The following is a 15,832-nucleotide window of genomic DNA, read 5'->3' as shown; positions in this document are numbered from 1 at the left end:
ATGAGCACGCCCCAGATTACCGACAGCCATTGCCATCTGGACTTCCCCGATTTCGAGGGAGAGCTGGAACAGGTCATTGGCCGGGCAGCCGAGGCTGGCGTGACCCGCATGGTGACGATTTGTACCAAGATGGCCAATCTGGACCAAGTGCGCGCGATTGCCGAAGCGCATGATCCGGTGTTCTTCGCGGCCGCCACCCACCCGATAAGTGTCGCCGCCGAACCCATGGTCACTGTCGACGAGCTGGTCGCTCAGGCAGACCATGCGAAATTCGTCGGCATTGGCGAAAGCGGGCTGGACTATCACTATACTGCCGACAGCCGCAAAGCGCAGATCGAAAGCCTGCACATTCACATCGAGGCGGCGCGCCAGACCGGCCTGCCGCTGATCATCCATTCCCGCGACGCCGATGAAGATATGGCCCGCATCCTGACCGAGGAACACGCCAAGGGGCCCTTTTCCTGCGTCATGCATTGCTACAGTTCTGGGCCGGTACTGGCGCGTGTCGCCGTTGATCTGGGCTTCTATTTGTCCATGTCGGGCATTGCGACCTTCCCGCGCAGCCAAGAGGTGCGCGATATCTTTGCCGCGGCCCCTGTCGACCGCATTCTGGTCGAAACCGACGCGCCATATCTGGCCCCGCCGCCGCATCGCGGTCGGCGCAACGAACCAGCATACACGGCGCATACCGCGCAGGTCGGCGCGGACCTCTATGGCTTGTCTTACAAGGATTTCGCAGCTCAAACCCAACGGAATTTCGACCGGCTGTTCGCCAAAGCTGCCGCATATAAGGCGACCGCCTGATGGCGCGCATTGACTTCACCATATTGGGTTGCGGCTCGTCTGGCGGGGTGCCGCGCCTTGGGGGCCATTGGGGCGACTGCGATCCAGATAACCCCAAAAATCGGCGCACCCGATGTTCGGCATTGGTGACGCGGACCGGCGATGATGGCGGCATCACGCGCGTGCTGATCGACACATCCCCCGACATGCGCCACCAGCTTTTGCGGGCGGGGGTTGGCACGCTGGACGCTGTTGTTTTCACCCACAGTCACGCCGATCATACGCATGGCATCGACGATCTACGCATGGTTGTCTTTAACATGAAAGAACGCCTGCCGGTCTGGGCGGATGGCGCGACGCAAGAAGCCCTGCTTGCCCGTTTCAGCTACGCCTTTGTGCAACCTGCGGAATCGAATTATCCGCCTATTCTGGACCTGCACGCGATAGGCGGCGACGTGACTATTCGCGGCGCTGGCGGTGACATCCGCATGACCCCGTTCGAGGTGCGCCACGGCATGATGGATGCCCTGGGCTTTCGCATCGGCGGCCTGGTTTATCTTCCTGACGTCAACGAAATCCCTGACGATGTACTGCCTGTGCTGGACGGGTTGGACATCTTTGTTCTGGACGCCTTGCGGAGGTCACCTCACCCGACGCATTTCCATCTGGAACAGGCGCTGGAATGGATCGACCGGGTGAAAGCCAAGCAAGGTGTCCTGACAAACATGCATATTGATCTGGATTATGCCACGGTCGATGCCGAAACCCCCGACCATATCACACCCGCTTACGACGGAATGACGATCAGCGTACCGCTTGAATGAGCACGCTGATTGACATCGTCCTGCCCGTCTTTCTTGTCATCGGGTTTGGCTATCTTGTGCGCTTGCGGCAGATGCTTGACGACGGGGCCATTGACGGGTTGATGCGATTTTCGCAGTCCGTCGCCATACCGTGTCTGTTATTTCTGGCCATTGCCCAACTGGATCTGAGTGCTGAGTTCGATCTGACGCTTCTAGGCAGCTTTTACACCGGCGCGATCTCGGGGTTTCTGGCCGGGCTTCTTGGCGCAAGGCTGTTGTTTGGTCGCCCGTGGCCCGATGCCGTGGCGTTTGGGTTTGTCACGCTGTTTTCGAACTCGTTGCTGCTGGGTCTTGCGATCACAGAACGTGCGTTCGGACCGAATGCTTTGGCGGGAAATTACGCGATCATCTCGATCCATGCGCCAATCTGTTATGGCATCGGGATCACCGCGATGGAGATCGCCCGCGCCCAAGGTGCAGGTCCGCTCGATACGATCCGCCAGATCGTTCGGGCGATGACCCGCAATATGCTGGTGTTGGCGATAGCGGCGGGATTTGTGGTGAACCTTCTTCACGTCCCCATGCCGAGGGTGCTGGTTGATGCGGTAAGCCTGATTGGTCGCGCCGCCCTGCCCACCGCGTTGTTTGCGCTTGGTGGCGTGCTCTACCGTTATCGTCCCGAAGGTGATCTGCGCATCGTTGGCTATCTGTGCCTTGTCTCGCTTGTCCTGCACCCGGCAATCACCTGGGTTTTGGGCCGCGCCTTTCATCTGGACGTGGACCAGTTCCGGTCTGCCATCGTCACGGCTGCTTCTGCGCCCGGGATCAACGCCTATATCTTTGCCAACCTCTATGGCGTCGGCAAACGAGTTGCGGCAACGACGGTATTGGTGGCCACTGGTCTGTCGGTTTTGACCGTTTGGGCATGGCTGGCCCTTCTGGCTGCGTCGGGTTTCTAAACCTGCACACAGATAGCTATCGCAACGATCGCCCACGTCCGCCCGTAACGCGTTACAAAATTTCTAGGGATCGAAAAAAGTCGTAACATATTGCTTGCCTCGAATCGGTCGCGAAAGTATTGTCGACCAAACGGTCAGCTTTAGTTGGCATGCTTTCAGGTCAGGGAGGACCACATGGACGCATTGATCTGCGACGCAATTCGTACCCCCATTGGACGATACGGAGGCGCCCTGTCGCAAGTTCGGGCCGATGATCTGGCCGCCCTTCCCATTGCAGCCTTGATGAAGCGTAACCCGGATGTTGACTGGGCGTCGATAGACGACGTGCTGTATGGGTCCGCCAACCAGGCGGGCGAAGACAACCGCAACGTCGCGCGCATGGCCGCCCTTTTGGCAGGCCTTCCGGTCGACGTCCCCGGCACGACGATCAACCGCCTATGTGCCTCGGGTATGGATGCGGTCGGCATGGCGGCGCGGGGGATCAAGGCGGGCGACTATGACCTGTGCATCGCCGGTGGCGTCGAAAGCATGAGCCGCGCGCCCTTCGTGATGCCCAAAGCCACAAGCGCGTTTACCCGCGCCAATGCCGTTTATGACACCACCATCGGTTGGCGCTTTGTGAACCCCAAAATGGACAAAATGCACGGCACCCATTCGATGCCACAGACGGCTGACAATGTGGCTGAAGATTACGCCGTAAGCCGCGAAGATCAGGACCTTTTTGCAGCGCGCAGCCAAGCCCGATGGGCGGCCGCGCATGAAGCGGGCGTTTTTGCGAACGAGGTCATTCCAGTCACCATTCCACAGCGCAAAGGCGACCCAGTCGTCGTGGACACAGACGAGCACCCACGCCCCGGCACTTCGGCAGAAAAGCTGGGTGGCTTGCGCGGCGTCAATGGCCCTGACCTGACCGTCACGGCGGGCAACGCGTCCGGTGTGAACGACGGCGCCGCCGCGATGCTGATCGCGTCAGAGGCTGCAGCGGCCGCCAACAAGCTCACCCCAATGGCCCGCGTGGTTTCGATGCAAGCGGCAGGTGTCGCCCCGCGTGTGATGGGCATTGGCCCGGTCCCGGCCAGCCGCAAGGCACTGGCGAAAGCTGGGCTGACGATCGACCAAATCGACGCGATCGAATTGAACGAAGCGTTCGCGGCGCAAGGGCTCGCCACCCTGCGCGAGCTGGGCGTCGCGGATGACGACCCCCGCGTAAACCCAAATGGCGGTGCAATCGCGCTTGGCCACCCGCTTGGCATGTCGGGTGCGCGCCTTGTTCTGACCGCCGCATATCAACTTAAACGCACGGGCGGGCGCTATGCGCTGTGCACCATGTGCGTGGGCGTGGGCCAAGGCGTGGCCCTCATTCTGGAAAGGATCTGACGATGTATGCACAGTTGGTGAAAACCGCAGGCGCCGGTGTGAAGACCCGCGAGGAAATGTCTGACGAGGAACGAAATTTTCAGGATCGCGTTGACCGCGATGAAAAGATCGAACCCAAAGACTGGATGCCGGATGATTACCGCGCCACCCTGATCCGCCAGATCGGCCAGCACGCCCATTCCGAGATTGTCGGCCAGCTGCCCGAAGGCAATTGGATCACCCGCGCGCCCACGTTGGAGCGTAAGGCGATCCTGCTGGCGAAGGTGCAGGATGAAGCTGGTCACGGGCTCTATCTTTATTGCGCGGCTGAAACGCTTGGCGTTACCCGTGATGAGCTGACCGAAGAACTTCTGTCGGGTCGCATGAAGTATTCGTCGATCTTTAACTACCCCACGCTGAACTGGGCCGATATCGGCGCGGTTGGCTGGTTGGTTGATGGTGCGGCGATCATGAACCAAGTGCCGCTGCAACGAACGTCTTACGGTCCCTATAGCCGCGCGATGATCCGCATCTGCAAGGAAGAAAGCTTCCACCAGCGCCAGGGCTACGACATCATGATGAAGATGGCCGAGGGCAACGAGGCTCAGCGCCGCATGGCTCAGGATGCTTTGAACCGCTTTTGGTACCCATCGCTGATGATGTTTGGCCCGTCGGACAAAGACAGTGTGCATTCGGCGCAATCCCTAGCGTGGAAGATCAAGATCGACACCAATGACGAGCTGCGGCAGCGCTTTGTCGACCAGACCGTGCCACAGGCGAAATACCTTGGCCTGACCATTCCGGACGAAAACCTGAAATGGAACGAGGAACGAGGCGCACACGATTTCTCGGAACCGGACTGGACCGAGTTTTTCAACGTTATCAAGGGCAAAGGCCCCTGCAACGTCGACCGGATGGAGGACCGCGTGTCCGCATGGGAAGACGGTGAATGGGTGCGTGACGGCCTGCTGGCCCATGCTCAGAAAAAAGCCGCGCGCAAGCACGCTGCTGAATAAGGAGATATCAGATGTCCAAAGAATGGCCCCTCTGGGAAGTATTCATCCGCGGCCAGCATGGCCTGAGCCACCGTCACGTGGGCAGCCTGCACGCCCCTGACGAGGAAATGGCGATCAAAAACGCCCGCGACGTCTATACGCGCCGCAACGAAGGCGTGTCGATCTGGGTGGTCGAAGCACGCCATATCGCCGCTTCGTCACCCGAAGAAAAAGGCCCGCTTTACGAGCCTTCAAACTCCAAAGTCTATCGTCACCCGACCTTCTTCGACATTCCTGACGAAGTGGGGCACATGTGATGAAAGATCAGGACGCTCTATTTCAATTCCTGCTCAGGTTGGGCGACAACAGCCTGATCCTGGGCCATCGCGTCAGCGAGTGGTGTGGGCTGTCGCCCGTGTTGGAAGAAGACATCGCATTGGCAAACACGGCACTGGACTTGATCGGTCAAACGCAATTCTGGCTGGGTCTTGCCGGCGAAGTTGAAGGCAAAGGCCGTTCGGCAGACGATCTGGCTTTCCTGCGCGACGCATGGGATTTCCGCAATGTGCTGCTGGTCGAACTGCCCAACGGCGATTTCGGACGCACCATGATGCGCCAGTTCCTGTTTGATGCATGGTCATCGATCATGGTTGGACGGCTGATGAAAAGCGCCGACAAGCGGGTTGCTGATATTGCCGAGAAAGCCTCGAAAGAGATTTCGTATCACGTGGAACGCTCTGGCGACACCGTGGTGGGCCTTGGTGACGGCACCGCAGAAAGCCACAAACGCATGCAAGAGGCGCTCGATTTCCTCTGGCCTTACGTGGGCGAGATGTTTGATGGCGACGACGTGGACGCGGCCATGGTTGCGGCTGGCATTGCGCCCGACCCGGCCAGCCTGCGCGAGGAATACGACGCACTTGTTGGCAAGGTTCTGCGTGAGGCTACCTTGACCGTGCCAACCGATGTGTTCCACCACAAAGGCGGTCGCACCGGCTATATGCACACCGAGCATCTGGGTCACTTGCTGACCAGCATGCAGTGGCTGCAACGCGCTTATCCGGGCGCGACGTGGTAAGATGAGCCAGCCCTCGGTTGATACGATTTGGGACTGGCTGGACCAGGTGCCTGACCCCGAGATCCCCGTGATTTCGCTGGTCGATCTGGGCATCATCCGGGACGTCAAATGGGAAGGTGACATGCTGAATGTCACCGTCACCCCGACCTATTCGGGGTGCCCAGCGACGACGATCATCAACCTCGACATCGAAACCGCGCTGAAAGGCCACGGGATCGAAAAGCTCACGTTACACCGACAGCTTTCGCCAGCTTGGACCACCGACTGGCTGACCGACAAAGGCAAGGCGGCGTTAGAGAAGTTCGGCATCGCCCCGCCCTCGGCCAAAGGCGAGCCGGAACGCTGTCCAAACTGCGGTGGTCACGATCTGGAACGCACAAGCCAGTTCGGTTCGACCCCTTGCAAGGCGCTGTGGCGATGCCGCGATTGCCTTGAACCCTTCGATTATTTCAAGTGCATCTAGGAGATACCCATGGCGCGCTTCCATACACTGACCGTTACCGACATTCACAAAACCATCCGCGATGCGGTGGTTGTGACATTGACCCCAGAAGACCCCGAGGCATTTGATTATACGCAAGGTCAATACCTGACCTTCCGCAAAGATTTCGACGGGCAAGAGCTTCGCCGGTCTTACTCGATCTGTTCGGGACTGGACGAAGGCAAGCTGCAAGTTGGCATCAAACGGGTTGATGGCGGCGCCTTTTCGACCTGGGCCAACGAGGACCTGAAACAGGGCGACACGATCGAAGCCATGTCCCCTATGGGCAACTTTTTCGTGCCAATCGCGCCCGACACGGACCGACACTATCTGGGTTTTGCCGGTGGATCGGGCATCACGCCGGTTCTGTCGATCATCAAGACGACACTTGCCCGCGAACCCGATGCGCAATTCACGCTGGTCTATGCCAACAAGGCTGTGACCACGATCATGTTCCGCGAGGAACTCGAAGACCTTAAGAACCGGTATATGGGTCGCTTCAATGTGATCCACATTCTGGAAAGTGACGCCCAGGACATTGACCTGTTTACCGGTCTGGTAGACGAGCAGAAATGCGCCCAACTGTTCAAAAGCTGGATCGATATCAAATCCGTCAACACGGCGTTCATCTGTGGCCCAGAGCCAATGATGTTGGGCATTGCAAAAGCGCTACGCGATCACGGGTTGGACGACGCACAGATCAAATTCGAGCTATTCGCATCCTCACAGCCGGGTCGGGCTGCCAAGAAAGCGGCCAGCAAGGCCGCCGTCAAAGGCGCGGGAATCGAAGCTGTTGTGGCGCTGGATGGTGCTAGCCGCACAATCACCATGGACGCGGATACGTCGATCCTTGATGCCGCTTTGGCCAATGATATCGACGCACCTTACGCCTGTAAAGCAGGGGTCTGTTCGACCTGTCGCTGCAAGGTGATTGAGGGCGATGTTGAAATGCTGACCAACCACGCGCTTGAAGATTACGAGGTCGAGAAGGGTTATGTCCTGTCCTGCCAGTCCTATGCCAAGTCGGCAAAAGTTGTCGTCGATTACGACCAGTAACCCCCAACGGAACGGAGACCGCCATGTCTGAGATGAGCATCACCGACTATCTGGCCCAAGGGGGCGTTCTGACCTCGCCGGGCAACGTGCCAGCACGCTATCGCGCAGAGCTTATGCGCCTGATGGCCACCTTCGTGGACAGTGCACTGGCTGGTGCCGCTGGCTTTGCTGACATCGTCAATCAAGGCCCCGGCATCAAGGAACGCATCGCAGCGTCGAAAATCGTGCTGGAGAAAACCGACAACGCCGACAAGGTGCTGTCGATCATGGGCGAGTTTGGTGCCAACACCGAACGCTATGCCAACCACCACCCGTGGACTGACCGGCTGGCCCGTGATGCCGATATTGGCACCTCACGCACGGATACCGATATGCGTTTGGCCGTGTTTAACTACCCGCTTGAGGGCTGGTCAGATGCGGTCGTGATGAACCTTTTGATGGGTCTGGCGGTCGGCGTGCAGATGGGCGAGTTTACCCGAGTGTCCTATGCCCCGCTGGCTGACGCGTTCCGCACCATTGCACCTGTTGAGGCGCGCCATGCGGAACTGGCGGCCGAAGGCATAGCAAGGCTTCAGGAAACCGGAACCGACACCGCGGCGCTTCAGTCGAGTGTCGACTATTGGTGGCCGCGCGTGGCCGCGAGCTTCGGCAAAGATGTTTCAACCCGCGCCAGTCAATTGCAGGCGTTTGGACTGCGCCATTCCTCGAATGCTGAACAGCGCGAAGAGTGGGAAGCCGCCGCGGCAACCTCCTTGAAAAAACTGGGCCTGAGCGCTCCTTAAGCGCCGCCCTCCCGAATTTGCGAACAGAGGACAGAGTATGACCCTGATGAAAGTCTCCAGCTTCGCGGCTGGTCAATGGATTGCACCGGGTGCCAAGGCCCGCCCCATCGCGTCGGCCATCACCGGTTTGCCGCTGGCTGAAGCCGGCGGCGCCGACATCGATATGCAGGCGATGATCGATTACGGGCGCAATGTTGGCGGCCCTGCCCTGCGTTCCATGGGCTTTCACGACCGCGCCAAGATGCTGAAGGCACTGGCCGTGCATCTGGGTCAGCACAAACAGGAACTCTATGATCTGAGCTTCGACACCGGCGCCACGCAATCCGATCACATGATCGACATTGATGGCGGTGTGGGCACAGTGTTTGTCTTTGCCTCGAAAGGCCGTCGTGAAATGCCCGATGGGCAGGTCTATATTGATGGCGAGATTGAACAGCTCAGCCGCAACGGCACCTTCCTTGGCATGCACATCGCGACCCCCTTGCAAGGCGTGGCCGTGCACATCAACGCGTTCAACTTCCCGGTCTGGGGCATGCTGGAAAAGCTCGCCCCGACCTTGTTGGCAGGCGTCCCCGCCATCGTGAAACCGGCCACGGCGACCAGCTATGTGACCGAAGCCGCCGTGCGCATCATGCTGGACAGTGGCATCTTGCCTGACGGGGCTCTGCAGTTGATTTCGGGCGGCACCGGTGACCTGCTGGACCGCCTTGGCCCGCAGGATATCGTTAGCTTCACAGGGTCAGCCCAGACTGCAAGCATGTTGCGGTCAAACCCGAATATACTGAAAAACTCGGTGCGGTTCGTGGCGGAGCAGGACAGCTTGAACGCGTCCATTCTGGGTCCGGACGTCACGCCAGACGCGCCGGAATTTGACCTTTTTATCAAAGAGGTGCACCGCGAGATGACCACGAAAGCGGGGCAGAAATGCACCGCGATCCGCCGCATCATTGCGCCAGAAGCACAGGTGGCCAACGTGATCCAAGCCCTGTCGGCTCGGCTGGACAAAACCGTCATCGGTGACCCGCGTGCAGAGGGCGTTCGCATGGGCGCATTGGTGTCCGCCGGTCAAAAAGCTGATGTGCTGGAAAAAGCCGCCCTGATCGGCTCGGAATGCAAGCGGGTCTATGGCGACCCCGAAGATACGGACCTTACCGGAGAGGTCGACGCAGGCGCGTTCGTCAAGCCGATGCTCTTCCACTGCGAGACCCCCGACACTGCAACCATCGTGCACGCGACCGAGGCGTTTGGGCCGGTCTCGACCATCATGGGCTATCGCGACATTGCGCACGCGATCGAGCTGGCGAACAAAGGCGAAGGTTCGCTGGTGGCTTCGGTCATCACAGGTTCGGGCGACGTTGCGCGAGAGGTCGCGATGGGCGCAGGTGCCTTCCACGGGCGGCTTTACTTCAACAACGCCACCTCGATGAAAGAAAGCACCGGCCACGGCTCCCCCCTGCCCCATATGGTGCACGGCGGCCCAGGTCGCGCTGGCGGCGGCGAGGAAATGGGCGGTGTGCGCGGAGTTCTCCACTACATGCAACGCACCGCCATTCAGGGCAGCCCGGACATTCTGACCTCTGTTAGTGGCAGATGGGTGCCCGGCGCGACCGAAGTGAAAGGCCCCGCCCACCCGTTCACGCGCAGATATGGCGAGCTGTCGATTGGGGAAACCCTGCACACCAAATCGCGCGAAATCACGCTGGATGATATCGAGCATTTCGCCAATTTCACCGGCGACACGTTTTATGCCCACATGAACGACGAAGCCGCCAAACGAAACCCGTTCTTCCCCGGTCGCGTCGCGCATGGCTATCTGCTGCTCAGCTTCGCGGCAGGCCTTTTTGTAGAACCCAATGAAGGGCCAGTTCTGGCCAACACAGGGCTTGATAACCTGCGCTTCATGAAACCGGTCGAAGCGGGCGACAGCATGAAAGTGCGTCTGACGGTGAAAGCCAAAACGCGTCGCACCGATGAGTATGGTGAGGTGCGCTGGCACGTGACCCTGACCAATCAAGACGACGAATTGGTCGCTGAATATGAACTTCTGACCATGAACGCATACTAGTCGCGCCGATGGCGGTCCCTGCGATCTCTGACCACGAGCAAAACATCCTGAACCATGTTCGGGGCGCAGGTGATTTGCGGGTCTGGTCGGTGGTTGTAACCATCATGGGCGATATGGCGCGTGGACAGGGTGAAACTGTATCAGGCGCGACACTTGGGTTGCTGTTGGGGGCGCTTGGAATCCGTCCCGAGGCGACACGTGTGGCACTGCACCGGTTGCGCAAGGACGGCTGGATCAGCAGCCAACGCGCGGGCAGAGGGTCACTCTATTCGTTAACTGACCACGGTCGCGCGCAAACCGTCACAGTTGCAGATCGCATCTATGGCCCCGGCCTATCCGCACCGGAAAACTGGCATCTTGTGGTGACGCTTTTGGCAGCCGACCAGCCGGGTTATGAGGCCAAACTGACCAACCAGGGGTTTACTGAGGTGACACCCGGCGTGTTTTTGGGCACCAAGGAACCACGACCAAACTCCGGGCTGCTCCATTTCTCGGACAGCACCCCAGATTTACCAAACGATCTGTTGCGCCAACTGGTGCCTGACACCTTACAAGATGAGGTCGCGAGGCTTTCGGCGCTTATGGGATACGTGCAAAGGATTGATCTTGGAGATATGGCCGCACTTCCACGCGCTGCTTTGCGTGTGCTGGTCCTGCACAGCTGGCGCCGCATTGCCCTCAGGCTGCCCGCCCTTCCGCTGCAATCCCTTTGGCCCGAAGCCACACTTCGCGCCGACGTACACCAGCTTTTAAACCAACTTGGACGCATCAATGCCAACGCTTTGCCTGCATGAAAAGAAGCGTGACCGTCTGGCGATGGTAACGGCGTCCGCGTGCGGTTCGGCTAATATTTTAATAGAAAAAGGGGCGGATCTCTCCGCCCCCCGAGGGATTTTTATGAACTTTTGAAATTTGGTCGTTTAGAAGCCGACGACCAGCGACATGCCGATTGTGTTGTCGTAACGATCGAAACCGGGCAGCGGGTCCGAGTTGTATTCGGTCCGGTAGCTGGCGCGGGTCGAAACGTTTTCAGTCACTTTGAAGTTCAGACCCAGATCGTTGGTTGCAATGATGTTCGAGTTTGAACCCAGAACGTCAGTGTCATTCGTCAGCGAAACAGTGTCGCTAAACGCGTAGTAGAAACGCGAGGACGCGATGCCGCTGAACTCAGTAGTATCAACACCAGTGTTATCTTTCACATAACGAACACCAGGGCCGGCTTGAACACGCCAGGTCATGTTGTCATTGTTGATGATACGGTAACCGATACCAGCGCCAAGGAAGGCGTCATGCTGGTTGGTCGCGAAGGCATCATACTGATAACGACCGGTACCAAAACCATACAGAGTGTCCGAGAAATACCGGTTGGCTTCGTAAACACCGTAGATTTTTTCTTCGGTGCTGACCGAACCTGTGCGGGCGAATTCGCCGGCGAAACCGAACAGGTGGTTCCAGTCGCCAGCGCCATAGGACAAACGCCCGGCCAACGACAGTTCGCCATTGTCGGTGTTGCCCGACGTGGCAGAAGCTGTCAGCGCCAGCGATCCACGCCATCCCTGTGCCACGCCCAGCGCGCTGTAACGCTCTGCGTCTTCGGCATTTGCGATGTCATCTTCTGCGGCTTCGGTGATGTCGTCGATCCGGTCGTTCAGGTCGCCGACGCCAATCAGGTCATCTACGGCGAATGCCGGTGCGGCAAGGACCAGTGCGAGAGCGGTGGCGGATGCCATCTGGATTACAGTCTTCATAGCTATTCCTTTCCCAAGTGTTTCAAATGATCCTCAACGGACCACGAGCTTCTTTGCTTGGGTTTATCTAGATTAGCTGTTTTCGTGAGTAAAATTGATATTTATCGTATATAAAGCAAGTTTTACTTATCTAAAGCACCGTTTGCGTCACCCAAAATGGCGATTTCACCGCCTTCACTGATTTTGGAGAGTGCAAACAGCACGTTATCGTGCAAGTCGTCAATTTGGGCGCAAGCTTGCTGCAATGTGGTTTCCGCTGCGGCAAGGACTATTGGATCGATGTCTTCCCTCCAAACGGCCCAAATTGGATATGGGAACCGTGGCGCATCAGGCACAAGATGCAGAGTTCCAGCCTCAAGATGGCGCTGGACAAACCGAGCGGGCAGATATGCTGCTGCTTCTCGGTTCAGAATATAGTCGGTCGTCATCGCACCCAAAGCCATGGTGAGTCCGCTGTCAGTCAGACTGGGCAAACTGATTGCATGGGAACGGACGAATTCTGGACCCCAATCCACGAACACATATCGACCTTTCATATCAAGTGTTGGATTCGGCCAACTTGCCACCAGAACCAGCTCATCTTCCAGTATGTGGCGCGCGTCCAGACCAGATCGAAGTTGCGGTGTATACATTAGAGCAAACTGGATCACACCTTCACGCAAATACCGCGTTAAGATTTCTGGCATCCCAAGTTCGGCGCGAATGCTTAAGTCAGGCACCATTTTCTGAAGGCCGTCGATCCAACGAAACCCCAAGCGAGGCCAGAGCGAATACTGCGCCCCAATCGTCAACGTTCGGCTGTACCCTTCAGGAATGGCAACTTGCTGGCGTGCCTCTTCCCATAATTTCAACATGCTTACTGCGTAATGCTCAAATTCCGTGCCGGCCGGGGTCAGCTCTGCACCGGCCTTGGACCGTGTAAACAGGGGACGACCCATGGTCTCTTCCAGACGGCTAATCCGTAAGCTAACTGCAGATTGGGTCACTAGAAGGCGTTCGGACGCGGACACGAACGACCCGCTGGATGCAACTTCTAGAAATGTTTTGATCAGGGTGATATCCATCAGATCACAATGGGTTGCGCGGTCCTGCGACGCAAGTCAGAAGGCTAACGCTTTACCCGCTCCACCGGTGGATTTTCACCACATCAAGCCTGATGGGCACAACCCGCTCAGCCTAAAACACGGTGCGGCAAGACCTGCGGTGTGAAAGGTTTGCATGACTTAGCCTCGGTGTCTGTTATTTGTATCGAAAGAGCCACATTCCAACGACCTGATTGGCGTCAGGAGATTTTGAGGGATCACGAAATATGGATGTTGCATTCAGCCATAACAACAACTGCTTAGTTCTGACAATCCATTCGGTTGTTGTGGCGGGTTGGACGGGTCGAAATATGGACGCGGTCCAGCACCATATTGACGAACTGGCGGCATTGGGCATCGCACCACCAAGTAAGGTTCCGCTTTACTATCGTGTCGCAAGCTCTCTTTTGACCCAAGCGAATACGATCGATGTGGTGGGGCGTAGCACGTCAGGTGAAGTTGAGCCTTTGCTGGTGCGAGCCAACGGGCGGACATATTTTGGCTTGGCGTCCGATCACACCGACCGGGATTTGGAAAGACATTCGGTTGCGGCATCCAAACAAGCCTGTGCAAAACCCATCGCGACCGAGCTTTGGGACTTTGACGAGATCAAAGGTCACCTTGATGACATCACCCTGAGATGCGTGATCGAGGAGGATGGACGCGAAATTCTTTATCAGGAAGGCAATTTGGCCAACATCCGCCCGCTCGCTGAGCTGTGCGATGGGGCCGGCTTTACCGATGGGACGGCGATGCTGTGCGGAACATTCGCGGCCATCGGCGGCGTGCGCCCTGCCAGCCAGTACCGCATGGAGGCATTTGATCCCACAAACGGCAAGGCCATCGCGCTGACCTACGGTGTTGTGGCGCTGCCGGTTATTTCATGAACGTGCCATGCAGCGCGATTGACCACCCTTTTTCACGCGCCGTGACCGCGGGGTGCAGATCCATCGATTAGTCATATGTGCAGCCATGGATCAGGTTTTCCCGCATCAGGCGTTGTTCAAGTGATCCGCGCGGCACTGAGATATGATCAAGATACTTGGCCTTCTGCATCAGGAAGGCCCTGACATCGTCGATCGCTTGCTGGCTGGAGACCGGAGTAAAGCGGACCATCTGGCCGGAACGAAACTGCGCCAACCTGTCTGTGTCACAAGAAATCACCGTGGCGATTTTGGGGTATCCCCCTGTGGTTTGATGATCGGCCAGAAGGACGGTTGCAACGCCATCACCAGCGACCTGAACTGACCCGCGCACAATTGGCTCTGAGGGGATGGACAAAGCGCCGTCCAATTCCAGAATTGGGCCGTTCAACCGCATGCCCATCCGGTCATAGGCATCTGTGACCTTAAACATGTCAGTTACAAAACACTCGACGGATTCCTTGGCGAAATGCTGGTCCTGAGGGCCGGTCACGACGCGAATGGGGCCTTCGTATCTCATGTCTGGACGCGGAATTTCACCCAGCCGATCATCGCGAATTTTGGCCTCGGAAACTGCGATGGATTGCCCGGCCTGCAATGCGCCCCCGCCAAAACCTGACGTTGAATGCGTTGCCTGACTGCCCAGCCAGGTCTCTGCCCCGACATTGCCGGCAAAGGCCAGATATGCCCAGCTTCCAGATTTTCCAGCGCGGATCGCGAGGCGTTCGCCCTTACTGATCGTCAGGATCGTCCAAGCGCTGGTTTTTTGACCGCCATGTTCGACGACAAAATCTCCGCCAGTTATAGCAACGGTGACAGCACCGTCAGTGCACTGCAGCATCAGGCCGCCAAGGGAGACTTCAATCGCACTTAGCCCCCGCGCATTGCCAAGAGCGGCCTGACCGGCGTCAAATGCCAGTCGATCCATAGGGCCCGAGGCGGACACCCCAAACCGCATGTTGCCAGGTCGACCCGCGTCCTGAACGGTGACCAAAGGGCCTGCAAACGCGACCGAGAAGCTTGCATCAGCCATGAACGACGTCCTTGTTGAGCCGATCAAAGGTCGGTCTGTCGATCCGCTCGAATGTCACTTTATCCCCGACGTCGAACAGGAAGGGATGGTTGGGGTCCCCCGTGAAGATTGGCGTGGGAGAGCGCCCCAAGATCGACCAGCCTGTCGGCATGGTTAAGGTTGTGACAAGGCATTGCGGCCCGGCGATGATAACACTGCCTGCAGGAACATCGCGCACAGGCGCGCGTTTGCGTGGTACTTGTATCTGCTCTGCCACGCCTGAGAGATAAGCATAGCCCGGTGCAAACCCGTACATCAGAACCTGAAAATCGCACGCAAGATGCGCATTGATCACGGCCTCAGGCGACAGTCCGGTTGCCGAAGCGACAGCTGCCAGGTCTGGTGCAAAGGGAGCCTCATAACACACCTGCACCGTGCGTTGGACGCCAGCGATGGCTTGGCTCACCATACCATCGAGACATGACTGCACATGTGCTTCGACAGTCAGGTGGTCCGTCCGCATCGGATCGAAAGACACAAGAAGGTTAACCAGCGCTGGCACGGTTTCAATCACCCCGTCGGGTGCGTTGGCAGTTAGGGCCTTGTCCAAAGTGACGACGTGCGCGTGCGCCTCCTCCGAGATTTCCTCGGCAAAAGTCACCAACAAGGCATGATCGGCAATGGCCCTGAACTGAGGTTTCATCAGCGC

Annotated in this window: 17 protein-coding genes; 13 read left to right on the top strand and 4 right to left on the bottom strand. The window is 58.0% G+C overall.

From position 1 onward, the window contains the following. The 12 genes from K3556_RS05525 to K3556_RS05470 all read left to right on the top strand — a co-directional run bounded on the left by K3556_RS05525 (window position 1) and on the right by K3556_RS05470 (window position 11,152). Window positions 1–804 (top strand): TatD family hydrolase, encoded by an 804-nt coding sequence (locus K3556_RS05525; RefSeq protein WP_260518729.1) that lies wholly within the window; start codon window positions 1–3, stop codon window positions 802–804. Then, window positions 804–1,607 (top strand): MBL fold metallo-hydrolase, encoded by an 804-nt coding sequence (locus K3556_RS05520; RefSeq protein ID WP_260518728.1) that lies wholly within the window; start codon window positions 804–806, stop codon window positions 1,605–1,607. The genes K3556_RS05525 and K3556_RS05520 overlap by 1 nt, the downstream gene beginning before the upstream one ends. Beyond that, window positions 1,604–2,545, top strand: coding sequence for an AEC family transporter (locus tag K3556_RS05515; protein ID WP_260518727.1), 942 nt, complete (start codon window positions 1,604–1,606; stop codon window positions 2,543–2,545). The genes K3556_RS05520 and K3556_RS05515 overlap by 4 nt, the downstream gene beginning before the upstream one ends. Before the next feature lie 174 nt (window positions 2,546–2,719). Then, entirely contained in the window at window positions 2,720–3,922 is a 1,203-nt protein-coding gene (gene pcaF / locus K3556_RS05510; RefSeq protein ID WP_260518726.1) for a 3-oxoadipyl-CoA thiolase, read from the top strand. 2 nt (window positions 3,923–3,924) lie between these two features. After that, a complete protein-coding gene (gene paaA / locus K3556_RS05505; RefSeq protein WP_260518725.1) occupies window positions 3,925–4,917 on the top strand; it encodes a 1,2-phenylacetyl-CoA epoxidase subunit PaaA in 993 nt (330 codons plus the stop codon). A gap of 11 nt (window positions 4,918–4,928) precedes the next feature. Beyond that, window positions 4,929–5,213 carry a 1,2-phenylacetyl-CoA epoxidase subunit PaaB gene (gene paaB / locus K3556_RS05500; RefSeq protein ID WP_260518724.1) on the top strand — a complete coding sequence of 95 codons (285 nt, stop codon included), beginning with the start codon at window positions 4,929–4,931 and terminating at the stop codon, window positions 5,211–5,213. After that, window positions 5,213–5,974, top strand: coding sequence for a 1,2-phenylacetyl-CoA epoxidase subunit PaaC (paaC, locus tag K3556_RS05495; protein WP_260518723.1), 762 nt, complete (start codon window positions 5,213–5,215; stop codon window positions 5,972–5,974). The genes paaB and paaC overlap by 1 nt, the downstream gene beginning before the upstream one ends. Before the next feature lies 1 nt (window position 5,975). Next, complete coding sequence (paaD, locus tag K3556_RS05490; RefSeq protein ID WP_260518722.1) at window positions 5,976–6,437, top strand: 1,2-phenylacetyl-CoA epoxidase subunit PaaD; 462 nt, start codon at window positions 5,976–5,978, stop codon at window positions 6,435–6,437. Window positions 6,438–6,446: 9 nt separating this feature from the next. Beyond that, window positions 6,447–7,511 (top strand): 2Fe-2S iron-sulfur cluster-binding protein, encoded by a 1,065-nt coding sequence (locus tag K3556_RS05485; RefSeq protein ID WP_260518721.1) that lies wholly within the window; start codon window positions 6,447–6,449, stop codon window positions 7,509–7,511. Between the two features lie 23 nt (window positions 7,512–7,534). Continuing rightward, on the top strand, window positions 7,535–8,293 hold the full coding sequence (locus tag K3556_RS05480; protein ID WP_260518720.1) for a Phenylacetic acid catabolic protein: 759 nt from the start codon (window positions 7,535–7,537) through the stop codon (window positions 8,291–8,293). A gap of 37 nt (window positions 8,294–8,330) precedes the next feature. After that, window positions 8,331–10,358 carry a phenylacetic acid degradation bifunctional protein PaaZ gene (paaZ, locus tag K3556_RS05475; protein ID WP_260518719.1) on the top strand — a complete coding sequence of 676 codons (2,028 nt, stop codon included), beginning with the start codon at window positions 8,331–8,333 and terminating at the stop codon, window positions 10,356–10,358. A gap of 8 nt (window positions 10,359–10,366) precedes the next feature. Beyond that, window positions 10,367–11,152, top strand: coding sequence for a PaaX family transcriptional regulator (locus tag K3556_RS05470; RefSeq protein WP_260518718.1), 786 nt, complete (start codon window positions 10,367–10,369; stop codon window positions 11,150–11,152). A 126-nt stretch (window positions 11,153–11,278) separates the two neighbouring features. On the opposite strand, the gene K3556_RS05465 is transcribed toward K3556_RS05470, so the two are convergent. Then, window positions 11,279–12,106: a YdiY family protein gene (locus tag K3556_RS05465; RefSeq protein WP_260518717.1), complete on the bottom strand. Its 828-nt coding sequence runs from the start codon at window positions 12,104–12,106 to the stop codon at window positions 11,279–11,281. Window positions 12,107–12,228: 122 nt separating this feature from the next. Beyond that, the gene (locus tag K3556_RS05460) at window positions 12,229–13,170 is read right to left on the bottom strand and encodes a LysR family transcriptional regulator (protein WP_260518716.1); all 942 of its coding nucleotides are present in this window, start codon (window positions 13,168–13,170) and stop codon (window positions 12,229–12,231) included. Between the two features lie 245 nt (window positions 13,171–13,415). Here K3556_RS05460 and K3556_RS05455 point away from each other — a divergent pair, with 245 nt between their 5' ends. Continuing rightward, the gene (locus K3556_RS05455) at window positions 13,416–14,075 is read left to right on the top strand and encodes a DUF2848 domain-containing protein (RefSeq protein ID WP_260518715.1); all 660 of its coding nucleotides are present in this window, start codon (window positions 13,416–13,418) and stop codon (window positions 14,073–14,075) included. A gap of 67 nt (window positions 14,076–14,142) precedes the next feature. Here K3556_RS05455 and K3556_RS05450 read toward each other — a convergent pair whose 3' ends face one another. Both K3556_RS05450 and K3556_RS05445 read right to left on the bottom strand, forming a co-directional pair. After that, entirely contained in the window at window positions 14,143–15,144 is a 1,002-nt protein-coding gene (locus tag K3556_RS05450) for a biotin-dependent carboxyltransferase family protein (RefSeq protein ID WP_260518714.1), read from the bottom strand. Continuing rightward, window positions 15,137–15,826 carry a 5-oxoprolinase subunit B family protein gene (locus K3556_RS05445; protein WP_260518713.1) on the bottom strand — a complete coding sequence of 230 codons (690 nt, stop codon included), beginning with the start codon at window positions 15,824–15,826 and terminating at the stop codon, window positions 15,137–15,139. Before K3556_RS05445 ends, K3556_RS05450 begins: the two co-directional genes overlap by 8 nt. Window positions 15,827–15,832 lie beyond the last annotated feature (6 nt).

The sequence above is a fragment of the Aliiroseovarius sp. M344 genome (genome assembly GCF_025140835.1).
Taxonomy (GTDB): Bacteria; Pseudomonadota; Alphaproteobacteria; order Rhodobacterales; family Rhodobacteraceae; genus Aliiroseovarius.
This window is presented reverse-complemented; position numbering and strand designations above follow the sequence as displayed.